A 15,071-nucleotide genomic window follows, 5' to 3' on the forward strand; every position below is an offset into this window, starting at 1 on the left:
TATGGATAGAATGCGATTTATTGTAGAAACATATAATACCAGATATTATATAAAATCAATTCTTTTAATCTTAACATCGTTTATATTACTGATTTTTGTAACCATTGCTACAGGCTATGCAGCACCAGTCACCAAGATACATGATAATATCAGTGGAGATCTAACAGACCCGGAGTGCAGCATCTGCCATTTGACCAAACAAACAAAGCCTCTTAAATCAGAATCAATTAAACAGAAAAAGACCCAGGAGGCAGATACTATGAATATATACTCGCTCTTCTCGACCGGTAATAACTATACCAATAACTATACCGCAATCCTTGTAATAGGGCAGACTCCATATCAGCTCGGACCTTTTTCCTTATCAAGCAGTGGAGATAGTGGCTGGTCATGGTGGGATACAGACAACTACGGCATGGAGAAGCAGAAAAATCTCATAGCACTTATGGTGCTTGATAACACAACAGGCACAGTAAAACCACTCACCGGACTAGCATCAGCGCAGTCAGCATGGCCACTATCGAGCTACAGAAGCTACAGCGGGACATACAGCTATAAAGCAGATACAGATCCAGCACCCATAACCACACAGAACAACTATGCAGATAATATGGATCTCTGGATGATAAAAGAGATCAACCTGACAGGCATGACAGGTGCGATCCTCACCTTCAGGACATGGTACTCCATAGAAACAGACTGGGATTATGGATACGTTGCAGTATCAACAGATAGCGGGGATAGCTGGATAAACCTTCCTGGAACCCTTACAACAAATACAGACCCTGAAGGAAACAACCTTGGAAACGGAATAACTGGCAGCAGTATCGGCTGGATGCAGGAGACCATGGATCTTACGCCATATGCAGGGAATAGAATACTGCTTGGTTTCAGGTTCAAATCAGATGCCTATGTTAATAAAGAGGGATGGTATGTGGACGATATTAACATCACTTCAGGCACAACAACTATATTCACTGATAATGCGGAAACTCAACCAATAAAAACATTGAGTGTTAATGTCACATACCCGAACCTTGTCCTTATAAACAATACAGATCCTCTGACGAACTCTACAACACTGCAATATGTCCAGTACATAGAGCCGGTAGATCTATTTGAGGATACAAGCCACCCTGGCACTTATATCGGATACTTCAAGTATGACCCCTTTGCCGAGCAGTACTCGGGCAACTACACCGTAGTGCTTGATACCACAATAAACAATACACCGGTCACGACTGCTGCACAATTCCAGACCACCATATTCGGATGCCAGAGCTGCCACAATAAAAAAGATGGCGGTACTGAAACAAGCTACATCCATGGAGAAGGCGGAGGCATGAAATCCTGTATGTACACATGCCACAGCGGCTCACGCGGGTTCTACGGCGGCTCACCCCCCTTTTTCGGCCCACCGCTCAATGCAAACCCGATGCATGTTCATGAAATGCTGTATGGACATAGTGGTGGATTCCTGCGCGGAGCATGGTATCCCCAGACACCATACAATATCCCTTCCCATGTAAACACAACAGCATGCACACAATGCCACACATCTTTCTTACATGATAATACAGGCACAGATACTGCAAAAATAGCAAACTATACCCTTAAAGGCACAAACATAAGCTTTTCATCAGGTACACATAAGAACATGACATGCGAAAACTGCCACGGTACCTTAAGTTACCCTGCAATACCAGAGAACCAGTACCAACTGCAGGGAACCCTTGGAAATTATAAACCAACATTCTCATCCCACGAATCCTTCACAGACACCTACATAATAGCAGTAAACAGTACAGAGAACCTGAGAATAACCCTTACAGCTAACAATACAACAAAATATGCCTCATTATACACCATTGGCCCCGTAGATAACACCACAACAGCGCTGCAGGGGCCATGCTACGGCAATCCCTGCGAGAAGACCCAGAGCCTGACAGCGCCGCTTGAACTAAACATTACAAATCCATATATTGGCACATGGATAGCAAAGCTGATTCAACTGCAAGAAGGCAGGGTAAACTACACTATAACAAGCAGCTATCCCATAGAACGAAAGCCAATAATACAGATACCAGAATGCAATAGCTGTCACAATTTAAGTGCTACTGGCGGTGCATTCACAGAGTATGAAATCCCCGATTGGAACCCGGGCTTTGCACATGCTGATACGAACAAGGATGGTACCCTTGATATACAGTGCAGGATGTGCCATAATTCAATGCACAACATAATAACCAGAGATTGCCGCAACTGCCATACCACTGCACCAGTCAACCATCCTGTAGGTGAACCCGAATTCACACAATATACCCAGAGCCAGTGCTCTACATGTCATGGCGATCCGCACAAAATAGCAGTGGCACAGGGTGAAAACTGTATTAAATGCCACGGCACCAATTACACAGGCGCAAACCCAATGGCAAAAACGACCTTAGTAGATATATCGGCCTTTAATGAATCAATTCACCAGAATATTAACGCTACTCTTCCTGATACTGTGGATAATAACGATTGCTGGTCATGCCACTACAAAAAAGATATGAGCCGCCAGAACATAAGGAAATGCAGCGATTGTCACAGTAAACTGCAGCAGTGGCATGGTAATGCAAATATTACAACTGACTTATCACATCTCTGGTAAGGGCGGATAGGCTCAGATAATTACGAAAAGTTATTAAATCTTAAGATTATTGTTACATCCAGGTAGTACAGGAAATTTAAAACGAAGCCAATGGTAATTAATGCAAAAATATTGATACCAGTCTTTATCGCGATTCTCGGCATATACATGATGCCGGCTATCCTCGCAACATTTTATAGCCCCCATACCATCGAATCATCATCTGATGCGCGGGATTTGAAGTGTATCTCCTGCCACGACTACATAGCAAGAGAATTCAACTCTTCAGATGAATCCAGGCGCGTCCTCGATAAACATGCTGCTGCAGCAAATAATATTAATTATACCACATTTCTAAAATACGGTTATCATTATAATATAAGCGAAGGCAGAATTTACACTACAAAGAATACTTCAACATGGGATCTTGGAGCAAGCGCCGACCCTGCCAGCTATATCTACTGGGAGCCATCTTTAGGCTGGTGGATAGATAACAGAGCAGGAACGATGCAACTTGCAAGTGTAAACCTTGAGAATAATGGTATCCAGGGTATCCAGTTAGAAGAGATATGTCTTTTTTGCCACAGCAGTGATATCCTTGGTGTCTCAACTCATACCAGCGTATCGGTAACAGGATGCACTGATATTAAATGCCATGGGAACTCAAGCGGTACTGGATATGGAAAAGAGTTCTATACAACAGTGATGACAGGATACAATCTCTCAAGCAACAATGTCCATGCCCGATGGTTTAAGGCTATGGGAAATACATCCAGCCCATATAACTACACGGTGCACGGCGATTCCCATGTTAGCTCAGACTATCTCACCTGCATTGGCTGTCATACATATACCAGAGTGAGTTTAAACATCACAAGCCCTGAAAAATATATGCACAATGATTTTAACACAGCAAAAATAAGATATCAATGATCAATAAGAATTATCTTAACAAAGCATTAGTAATTTTTATATTCTTAGTTATATTTGCTGCTATAACGCATATGGTGGCTGCATATTATATATCAGGCTATGTAACAGACTCATCCACTGGCATGCCCCTCTCCAACGTCAATGTAACCACAAATACAAGCCTTGTTACAAGTACAGATATCTTTGGTTTTTACAACTTAACTGATATAGATAATGGCACCTATCTCATAAATACAAGTCTGCCCGGCTATTCCACCAGCTCCTCAGAGAGGGTGATCAACAGCACGGACATAGATAATGCAAATATCTCGCTGTCACCGCTATTAGATCCTACTTATTCGATAAGCGGCTATGTGTTTGATAATTATGGTCTGGGGCTGGGAGATGTTCTGGTTCAGAACGACAGCAACAAAAATACCACGATACCATCCGGCTACTACCTGATAACCTCTTTACCCAATGGTACTTACAACTTTAGCTACACTAAGACAGGATTTGACACTGGCTATTTAGAGGTCGCAGTTAGCGGTGCAGATAACACCAGTGCTAATAAGACGATCTATGATACTACACCTCCTGCTCAGGTTACCGGGTTGATGAACGATACCCCGACACAGACGACTGTTAACCTGATCTGGAATTCGATAGCAGATGCAAACTATTACCAGGTATTCAGAGACTCCACCAGTCTTGGATATACCCAGAATACTTACTGGAATGATACTGAACTTACTCCGGATACCTTATATGAATATGTGATCAGAGCCAATGATTCATATAACAACCGGGGCCAAAACTCTTCAATTTTAAGTGTCAGAACGGCTCAAGCCGCAGATACTACCCCGCCTGCTTCGGTATCAAATCCATCTATGATAACAGGCAACTTCTTTATAAATAACACCTGGATCAATCCGGTAGGTGCTGATTTCAATTATGTATGGTTCAGGTACAGCAATGATACTACACTTCAGAACGTTAGTAATTCTACGAATTACCTGAATCTCACCTGGTCGCCTCATTATACCCAGAGTATCAGCGCACAGACAGTAGATACCTCTGGCAACGTTAACCAAACGAGAATATGGTTTAATGCGACTATACCCAATAATGTCCCGGTTCAATCACACATCGAAAATAAAGTTGTAGATGAAGGGCAACTGCTGACTTTTACAGTATCAGCAACCGATACGGATAACGATGCTATAACCTATGGCACTAATGCCACAAATGGTATCTTTAACACCACAACAGGTGAGTTCTCCTGGACACCTGGCTATGGAGATGCAGGAGTTTATATATGGTATTTCAATTCAAGCGATAGTTTTGGTGGTGTAGCAAGTGAAACAATAACCGTAACAGTAAACGACATACAGTTATCAATCACTTCATCCTCGCCATCATCAGATCCTACAACTATACAGGATACATCACAGAGCTTCAACATAACCCTGAGTAGAACTGCTGATATAGCATGGTATATGAACGGAGCTCAGGTTCAGATCAATACAAGTATTACTTCAGCAAGCTATACTAACTCAACTGCTGAGGTTGGTACATGGAATGTGACCGCAATTGCGACAGATAATATTGATATTATCTCAAGAACCTGGAACTGGAGTGTAAATGCGCAACCGCCAACTGCTTACATCCCTTCAGATCCTACCAATCTTCAGGACACCACTGGCAACTTCTGGGTGAATCATACATGGCAGGCAGGAGCAGGCAATCTAACTGATAGTTATAACATCAGTGTTAATGGTATCTGGGCAAACGGGACAACCAGCACTTATTATAATAATGGCGTTGGGCCACATGGATGGAGTAACATAACTGTATGGGCTTACAACAATTCAGGCAGCGGCAGCTTGAGCTTAAATTCTATATCGCAGAATACACAGGTTGCCAATAATGTCCCGATTCAAGAATCAATTGGTGATAAGATCATAGATGAAAATCAGCTTATGCAGTTCACAGTATCAGCCACAGATACAGATTCTGATCTGATAACGTATGGTACAAACGCCACAAAAGGTACCTTTAACATCACAACAGGTGAGCTCTATTGGACTCCAAGCTATGCAGATGCGGGGGTTTATATCTGGTATTTCAATTCAAGTGATGGCTATGGCGGTATTACAAGTGAAACAATAACCGTAACTGTGGATGACGTGCCTTTATCAGTTATATTCTCATCACCTGTTAGCGATCCTATTACAACAGTCGGTACAGCCCAGACATTTGAAATAAATCTTAATAGAACTGCAGATATTACCTGGTATATTGATGGCTCTGCCGTCCAGAGTAATTTAAGTGTAATTTCGGCAAACTATACTGATTCCATAGCAGGCATTGGAGTATACAATGTTACTGCTATTGCCAGTGATAGCTTTGATTCAGCCTCAAGAACCTGGAACTGGACAGTTATCGCACAGCCCACGTATAATGTGAGCGGCTATGTGTTCGATAATAATGGCCTAGGACTGGGAGATGTTCTGGTGCAGAACAGCATCAGCCAGAATACCACGACAGAATCTGGGTACTATTTGATAACAGGTCTTTTGAACGGCACTTACAACTTTAGCTTCTCAAAACAAGGATTTGATACTGGATATTTAGATGTGACAATTAACGGCGCAGACATCATAAATGCGAACAAGATAATATACGATACTACGCCTCCTGCTCAGGTTACCGGATTGAGAAACGATACTCCGACACAGACGACTGTTAACCTGATGTGGGATCAAATACCGGATGCAAACTATTACCAGGTATTCAGAGATTCCACAAGCATTGGATATACCCAGAATACTTACTGGAGTGATACCGGGCTTATTGCAGATACTTTATATCAATACCAGGTCAGGGCTAATGATTCATATAACAACTGGGGACAAAACTCATCAATTTTAAGTGTTAAGACCGCTCAAGCTATAGATACTGCACCACCTGCTTCAGTATCCAATCCCAGTACAACAACAGGTAACTTCTATATAAACAACACCTGGATTAATCCAGAAGATACTGATTTCAGTTACGTATGGCTCAGGTATAGTAACGACACTACTTTACAGAATGTTACTAAGCCAACTAGCTATCTCAATCTCACATGGTCGCCGCATTATACCCAGAATATCAGCGCACAGACTGTGGATACTTCTGGTAACGTTAACCAGACGAAGGTATGGTTCAACGCCACTATACCGAACAATGTGCCAATCCAGCTTCCGATTGGAGATAGAACCGTAACCGAAGGAGATCTATTGACCTTCAATGTATCAGCCACAGATACTGACTCAGACACGATAACATACGGTACAAATGCAACAGGAGGTTTACTTAATCCCGCAACAGGAGAATATTCATGGCAGACAGGCAGTGGCGATTCAGGAACATACATCTGGTACTTCAACTCCAGTGATGGCTATGGTGGAGTTGCAACTGAAACAATAACAGTAATCGTGAATGACGTACCTCTATCAATTATATTCTCGTCACCTGTTAGCGATCCTGTCACTACAGTTGGTATAGAACAAACATTTGAAATAAACCTTAACAGAAATGCAGATGTTACCTGGTATATTGATGGTTCTATAGTTCAGACTGATTTGAGTGTAGTATCAGCAAGCTATACTAATTCTACTGCAAACATAGGAATGTATAACGTTACTGCAACTGCCAGTGATAGTTATGATTCAGTCTCAAGAACCTGGAGTTGGACTGTTATTGCACAGCCTACATATAGTGTGAGCGGCTATGTATTCGATAATTACGGTTCGGGATTGGGGGATGTCCTGGTACAGAATGACAGCTACCAGAATACTACAATAGCCTCTGGTTACTATTTGATAACCGGTCTACTTAATGGTACATACAATCTTAGCTTCTCAAAGGCAGGATTTGATACTGGTTATTTCGAAGTTACAGTTAGCGGCGCAGATATCATAAATGCGAACATAACGATCTATGATACAACATCTCCTGCTCAGGTTACCGGATTGAGAAACGATACTCCGACCCAGACGACTGTTAATCTGAGCTGGGATCCAATAACAGATGCAAGCTATTACCAGGTATTCAGAAGTTCAACAAGCATTGGATATACACAGAATACTTACTGGAATGATACAGGACTGATTGCTGATACTTTATATGAATATACGGTCAGAGCTAACGATTCTTATAACAACTGGGGTCAAAATTCTTCAATTTTGAATGTTAGAACAACTCCAGCCGCAGATACTACGCCGCCTGCTTCGGTATCAAATCCATATATGATGACAGGCAACTTCTTTATAAACAACACATGGGTTAATCCAGAAGATACTGATTTCAGTTACGTATGGTTCAGATATAGTAACGACACTACTCTACAGAACGTTAGTAATCCTATGAACTACCTGAATCTTACATGGTCACCGCATTATACCCAGAATATCAGCGCACAGACAGTGGATACCTCTGGTAACGTTAATCAAACGAAAGTGTGGTTCAATGCAACTATACCGAACAACGTGCCAATCCAGGCACAGATTGGAGATAGAACCGTAACCGAAGGAGATCTATTGACCTTCAATGTATCAGCCACAGATACTGACTCAGACACGATAACATACGGTACAAATGCAACAAGAGGTTCACTTAATCCCACAACAGGAGAATATTCATGGCAGACAGGTATCGGCGATTCAGGAACATACATCTGGTACTTCAGTTCCAGTGATGGCTATGGCGGTGTAGCAAGTGAAACTATAACTATTACAGTAACCGCGAGCCCACCAACAGAATATATCCCGCCAGATCCAGTGAACCTTGCCAGCACACAGGGAAACTTCTGGATCAACTATACATGGCAGGCAGGAGCAGGCAATGCAACAGATAGTTATAACATCAATGTTAATGGTATCTGGACAAACGGGACAAACAGCACTTATTATAATAACAGTGTTGGGCCACATGGCTGGAGCAATATAACTGTATGGGCTTACAACAATTCAGGTAGCGGCAGCCTGAGCTTAAATTCTATATCGCAGAATACACAGGTTGCCAACAATATTCCAATGCAAGAACCAATTGGGGATAAGACCATAGATGAGAATCAGTATCTGCAGTTCACAATTATAGCTACAGATGCAGATTCTGATCTGATAACGTATGGTACAAACGCCACAAAAGGTACATTTAACATCACAACAGGTGAGTTCTCATGGATTCCTGGCTATGGGGATGCAGGAGTTTATGTCTGGTATTTCAATTCAAGTGATGGCTCCGATGGTGTAGCAAGTGAGATCATAACTGTGACTGTGAATGACGTACCTCTATTAATTACAGTCTCATCGCCTGCTAATGATACCACTACAACAGTTGGTACAGCACAGGCATTTGAGATAGTTCTTAATAGAGATGCAGATATTACATGGTATATTAATGACTCTATAATTCAGAGTAATTTGAGTGTAATATCCGCAGATTATACCAACTCTACAGCAGGCGCAGGAGTGTATAACGTTACTGCAATTGCCAGTGATAATTATTATTCAATATCCAGAACATGGAACTGGACTGTTATAGATCAGACCGCTCCAGGTGGTGGAGGTGGTGGCGGTGAGGTCAGATCTTATAATATAAGCGGCTATGTACTTGACTCATCTAATCTAAAACCATTGAGCATAGCAAATGTAACCACAAATACAAGTCTGCAAACCACAACAGATTTAAATGGCTACTATAATTTCTCCGGGCTTATAAATGGCAGCTACATGATAAGTGCAGGCTTGATGGGCTATGCTGATAACTATATAAACAGAACGATAAGCGGCGCTGATATTTCTTATGCTAATATAACCCTATCTCCACTGTCGTGTACTGACTGCCATTACTCTATCAGTTACATGAATAGTTTTGACAGGTCGGACTTGTATGTAAACCAGACCATGATTAATGACAGCGTGCATGTGGCGCTCAGTTGCAGGGATTGCCATACAGATACCAGTGTACATCCGCCTCCCAAATCAGGATGGAAGTGGTGCGAGGACTGCCATGCAAATACACAGAATCCCAGGACAGATAAGGGCAGGCACAATATTGTAAGCAATCCCTGGAACAATCTCTACAATGGGGTAAGCGTGGTAAATATAACCTCATGTACAACCTGCCATGATCCTGCACTTTATAATAACTCCAAAGATACATATGGAAAAGAGAAGGGAATAGATTGTGATTACTGCCACAGTTTTCCTGACAATGTCATCGAAGCGTTCTCGATTACTGCCACACTTTTCCTGTTAATACTATCGAACAGGTACAATAATGATTAGGGTATAATAATGATTAAGAAGCTTGCTCTCATTACAGTTTCGATTATACTTTTGATATATACGATGCAGCCGCTCCTGAGCACCTTTGCCGGAAGCCACGCTATAGAGACGCAGAGGAATTCTACAGATTACGGTAACATCTATATCTGCGCCAATTGCCATGAAGAAGAAGCATCACTGAACAGCATCTCTGCTCACGGAGCGGTCGGGTGCGTATGCCATGGTTATGCTCCCAACCTGACCCAGGAGTATAATATCAATGCTGCCCATAACCTGACAAAAAATCTATATTGTACCAATTGCCATTCCAGTTATGATACAGATGGACGCCAGGAGATATATCCTGGAATAACAACCTCAAATCAATCAGGTCATTATATTAAGAAAAACAGGACTATTGCCTATGATCATGCACAGAAATTCTTTCCCTGAAGCGATGCCATGAGTATAAGATCTTATAAAATAGCCTGTATCATAAGTATATTATTGATCGCAGTACCTGTTAGCCTGGCTGAGGAAGAGAACGATCGGGAAGCAAACTGGGCATATGCTAAAAATATTAATGAGCAATCTATTACATGGGTCAGCCACTATAATGGGACCATAAGATGGGGGGACAGGATAAACATAGATGACTGGGCTCTTGGAAACTTCACCATTGAGCTAACCGACCTGATGAAAGATACTACAGGCAGCAGGATAATCGGTTCTCTTATGACTGTAACCAGAGGGAATAAAAAAAGCACGGTAATGATAAATAGCGATGAGTCTGAGATTGTAACATTCGAGGCGCCATTCTATGATGATGAGATGAAAATATATGCCAATATCAGCGGGGAAAGAACGTGGAGCAGGCAGCTTCTGGAACCGAATATATCGATCCAGGTCTTCCTGAGGGATAAGCCTGGCATCAACCTGTCATATAAGATTTATAATGAAGATCCCCGGAGCAATGCCAGTATCAACGCATCTGATTATATAAAATCTAATAAAATGTCCTATATCCAGATATCCCTTGAGAATAAAGGCAATGTATCCCTTATGAATGCTCTACTGGATGTGAATCTTACTAATTATACTATTCCCCAGAAACAATTACTAGAGCAAAAACAGGGCATGAGCTTTAAACAGGTCGAGAATTCTATAATCTACAATTTAAATGAACTAAAGGCAAATGAGACCAGGATTATAAATCTAAGCGTAATAGCGCCTATTTCACCTGTTAATAAGACCTTCCCTATCCCCTTAAGATTAAGCGGCAGAGATAACAAGGATGTTGAGTATATCCACAGAGCAGAGGAACAGATTCTCGTAAAACCATTCATTGAGATTAATAAACAGATCGGGTCATATATTAATTATACAAGCACTGAGGGAGACTATGAGAATGTATTATATTTAAATGAATTCTCTAAGGTTTTCCTGTATATAAAAAACAATGGAGATCAGGCTACTGTCATTAATCTGATAGATTATGTGCCTGATAATTTTGAATATAAAACAGAGGATAATAAGAGCTTGAACTGGATACTATCAATCCCTGCTGGATCATCTGATATAATAACATACTCAGTTAGACCTATAAGATATAAACAGAATTCAATATTACCAGAAGCAACTGCGACATTTGAATTTGACGGCAAGAACTACAGTGTGGACTCAGATGACATTGAGGTAAAGATAAAAGGCGCAGATGTGTCCCTCACAAAAGATATAAAGGTCAATCAGCAGAGTAACGGGATTATTAATGCAACGATAACGATACATGCTAATAATCAGGGAGATCAGCGTGTTTCTATTAATATAGCAGATAGACTTCCGGATAATGCAGACTTAATAAACGGCACTACCTCAAGAGATAATATATTTCTTGAGAAGGATGAATTGTATAGCTACAGCTATGAGATCTCGATTCCATTTGAGGAAAGGATAGTTCTGCCCGCTGCAAAAGGATATTTCATAGATTTTAGAGGGTTCATCGAAAAAGACAGTAGAAAGAGCGATTATCGGCGTGAGATAGAATCCAATCAACCGGTGATAGAATCAAGACCGTCTGCACCTGAGCCAACTCCAGAAGATATAGGTCAGGAGACGCTGGAGAATACCACCAATATCACCTTATCAAGCCAGGTTGATAAAGAGGATAAAAAGACAAAGCTTGAGATAATAAAGGAGTTCATATTAAAGTTATTAAACATTATTACGGGTAACCAGAAGGAAGATATCCTGGAAACTGCCCGGATCCAGAAAACAGATATAATCGCACAAACTGAACTCATCACCAGACGAATAGAAGAGACGCATTCCTCCTTCACATGGACTCTTGGCTGGGAGAGTCAGGATAACGAGAATGCCAGCGGCGGAGCATGGAAGGTATCAGAAACACCTGGATCAAGGGTGACTGTATCCTTTACTGGAACAGGTGCAGTGCTGTATTACGCCGCAGGTCCACAGGGAGGCATAGCGAGCATTGAACTGGATGGGGAACCATACGCTGATATCGATATGTACTCATCGGTTCCCATAAGCCAGAACAACAGGACAATAGCCAGCGGTCTGGAAAATACACGCCACACCTTAGCGATCACGGTTTCGGGTGCCAGAAACCCGGCTACATCCAATTCTATCGTGGTTATCGATGCCATTGAAATTACCCAGCCATCTTAAACTCAACCAGAGGATCAGCTTAAATTATTCTTCCGTTTGGCCCTAGCAATGAGAATATCCAGTGATAATAGGAAAAGACCTGCTGTATATTGTATTGCAATCTTGAATATATTTTCCTCAAGCGATGAGGGGGACAGGAAGTAGAAAGAGATCGCTGCTCCCAGGGAGAGGAGGACTCCTGCAGGGAGTAGAAAGGAGTTGATGGCAAATACCCTTTTTCCTCCTTTTCCTGCAATGGAATAACCGGTAGCAAGCATTATTATACCAATAAAGATAGCCCCGAGGGATACATCCTCGTAAGTGCCCGCAAAAGCGATAATAGATACGGCACCAAGAGAGGCAAGGATGACACCTGCCAGTGAGATCTTTTTGCCGCTCTGGCACAATTGCTGAGGCCAGACCATGCCCGTGAAGATGAGGCTGAGATTTCTAATCTTTATCCTGATCGCGCTGCGGATGACATCCATAACATTGATCCCTGCCTGTTCTGTCCCGATCTGAGAAACAGGCAAGGGGGATGGTTCCTGAACTGGTTCTGGCTTACTGATCCTTAAGAGTGCCTGTTCCAGAATACTCTTCTTTTTATCCTCTATTTCCACTGCTATCTGTTTCTCTGCCCTTGCCTTTTTTGAAGTTGCCAGTTCCTCTTTTAGCTTTGCGATTGAGAATGAGGAGATGCCTGTGGTAAGATACTTGTAGTAGTAGTAGGTGGCTGCAACATAGAAGAACAGCGCGAGGAAGACAATGAAAAGTACCTGATATGATTCAAGGACTATACGAAGCAAAATACTGAGTGTGGGGAGAACTGCTATGAAAATGGCGGGTATATATACTGCCTTTGGATCAAAGAGAAGGCCGAAATATTTAGCTATCAATACCCACCAGGCTATTCCCAGGATGATGACGCTGTATGGCACCATTTCATAGGGATGGGCCTCAAGATATACATACAGACCTATACTGACATTGGTGAGCAGTGCCACGAACAGAAGGAACTCCCACCACCTGATAGAGACAGGGTTTGGACTCTCAGGATGTGCTGATGCGCTCTCCATGCTTCGCTTCTCCAGTGCCTCAAGCTTGTCTATCACCTTCTCCACAACCAGGCGCTGCCTGATGACCTCCTCGATAAATGGCTTTGTGTAAAGCACAAAGTCCTCAAACTCCTCACCTATCTTCTTTGAGAGCAGTTTATTGAGGAAGGCTATACGGTAGAGGGCAAAGAAACAGGAGATCGCTCCATAAGCTGAGGCCAGCATGAGCCCCATGCTGAAGATTATAGCAAAGGTTATGTCTATACCTTTAGCACTGAAGGTGGAGTACAGGTTGTTGAACAGCACAATGGCGCCTGTGGCGAGGATGATGCCGCCAAGAAGAAGACCTATGTAAGTACCTGAGTCCTGCTGCTCTGGTGCAGTCAGGGGCTTCTTTGAGGACTTTTCTATATCTATCTCATTCATTTAGTAAGTTGTTTTTCTTGGTTAATAATAGCAAATACATTTTTTTACAGAATGCACATACTGGCTTTTGTATGATAAAATTTTTGTTTCAATAATGGATAATAGGATATGTTTATGTACACCTAGGTCTCTTCCTATATAATAATTGTTGGTAGAAAAATGCATTACTTTATCATTGATATAATTCGCTTTAGTATAGGTTTTATACTGCTTGCCCTGGCCATGCGGGCGTTTTTGAAAACAAGACTTCCTGCAATGCTCTATCTCACTATTGGTTTTGCCTTACTTACAGTCGGGCATCTATTAGCTGATATCTATTTTTTTAACTCTGTGGATATGGCAAGATTATTCTCTGAGGTTTTTGATATACTCGGGCTTATGGCCCTGATAATAGCCATAAAAAAAAGCTAATCTAGTGATAGAAAATGAGTAATTAAGAATAAATAATGAAAACAAAAAAGGATAGCGCAGAAGCATTCATTGAACTCCTTGCGGATGGTTATGCAAGAGCGATAATGAGCATGACCTTCAGAAAGGAATGCTCTGCCCTGGAGTTGAGTCAGGAGCTTGATATACCTCTTGCAACTGTGTATCGTAGGTTAAAGCTTCTTGAGGACTCTATGCTGATACAGAATGTGCAGACGATTATAACTTTATCGGGCAACGAGGAAAAGTATTATCGCTGTGTACTCCGCGAGGCCACGGTGCGCTTTCGCAATGGGGAGTTATCGATCAGCCTCGATAAGGAGAACTACAGTGACGGTATTGTCAGGCTATGGAAAAGGCTCGCCAGACCTGAGAATTAGATTGGATTGTATAATTGGTTTTATGTATGTGTATCAGTTAAACGCGTCTTCTGACCTGTTTATGGTATGATTGAGGTATTGCGTACCGGGATACAGATACAGCGATTATATCATAATTATAATTATCATTTTCTTATTTGATAACGGGTTATATATTTTATACTGCATGGGGTTATGATTAATATTCGGACAAGGATATAGTCAAGTTCTCAAATACTCGTAAATTGGAACCATCGTGATACCCTCCTCAAATGCC

At 41.8% G+C, this 15,071-nt stretch carries 8 protein-coding genes; 7 read left to right on the forward strand and 1 reads right to left on the reverse strand.

Annotation, left to right across the window (positions count from 1 at the left end; all coding sequences use genetic code 11):
- Nucleotide 1 precedes the first annotated feature (1 nt).
- The 5 genes from ANME2D_RS13545 (at nucleotide 2) to ANME2D_RS13565 (ending at nucleotide 12,549) form a co-directional block, all read left to right on the forward strand.
- Nucleotides 2-2,653, forward strand: a complete 2,652-nt coding sequence (locus ANME2D_RS13545) for a cytochrome c3 family protein (RefSeq protein ID WP_048092727.1) — start codon at nucleotides 2-4, stop codon at nucleotides 2,651-2,653.
- Between the two features lie 90 nt (nucleotides 2,654-2,743).
- The gene (locus ANME2D_RS13550; protein ID WP_048092729.1) at nucleotides 2,744-3,565 is read left to right on the forward strand and encodes a hypothetical protein; all 822 of its coding nucleotides are present in this window, start codon (nucleotides 2,744-2,746) and stop codon (nucleotides 3,563-3,565) included.
- Between the two features lie 71 nt (nucleotides 3,566-3,636).
- Entirely contained in the window at nucleotides 3,637-9,882 is a 6,246-nt protein-coding gene (locus ANME2D_RS13555) for a carboxypeptidase-like regulatory domain-containing protein (protein WP_198527437.1), read from the forward strand.
- A 9-nt stretch (nucleotides 9,883-9,891) separates the two neighbouring features.
- Nucleotides 9,892-10,314 carry a hypothetical protein gene (locus tag ANME2D_RS13560; RefSeq protein WP_048092732.1) on the forward strand — a complete coding sequence of 141 codons (423 nt, stop codon included), beginning with the start codon at nucleotides 9,892-9,894 and terminating at the stop codon, nucleotides 10,312-10,314.
- A gap of 9 nt (nucleotides 10,315-10,323) precedes the next feature.
- Entirely contained in the window at nucleotides 10,324-12,549 is a 2,226-nt protein-coding gene (locus tag ANME2D_RS13565) for a hypothetical protein (protein WP_048092734.1), read from the forward strand.
- A 14-nt stretch (nucleotides 12,550-12,563) separates the two neighbouring features.
- Here the strand turns inward: ANME2D_RS13565 and ANME2D_RS13570 are convergent, their stop codons facing one another.
- Nucleotides 12,564-14,009 (reverse strand): hypothetical protein, encoded by a 1,446-nt coding sequence (locus tag ANME2D_RS13570; RefSeq protein WP_048092737.1) that lies wholly within the window; start codon nucleotides 14,007-14,009, stop codon nucleotides 12,564-12,566.
- A gap of 159 nt (nucleotides 14,010-14,168) precedes the next feature.
- Here ANME2D_RS13570 and ANME2D_RS13575 point away from each other — a divergent pair, with 159 nt between their 5' ends.
- Nucleotides 14,169-14,420, forward strand: a complete 252-nt coding sequence (locus ANME2D_RS13575) for a DUF7521 family protein (RefSeq protein ID WP_048092738.1) — start codon at nucleotides 14,169-14,171, stop codon at nucleotides 14,418-14,420.
- Nucleotides 14,421-14,455: 35 nt separating this feature from the next.
- A complete protein-coding gene (locus ANME2D_RS13580) occupies nucleotides 14,456-14,815 on the forward strand; it encodes an ArsR/SmtB family transcription factor (RefSeq protein ID WP_052368936.1) in 360 nt (119 codons plus the stop codon).
- Nucleotides 14,816-15,071 lie beyond the last annotated feature (256 nt).

Source organism: Candidatus Methanoperedens nitratireducens (assembly GCF_000685155.1).
Lineage (GTDB): Archaea > Halobacteriota > Methanosarcinia > Methanosarcinales > Methanoperedenaceae > Methanoperedens > Methanoperedens nitratireducens.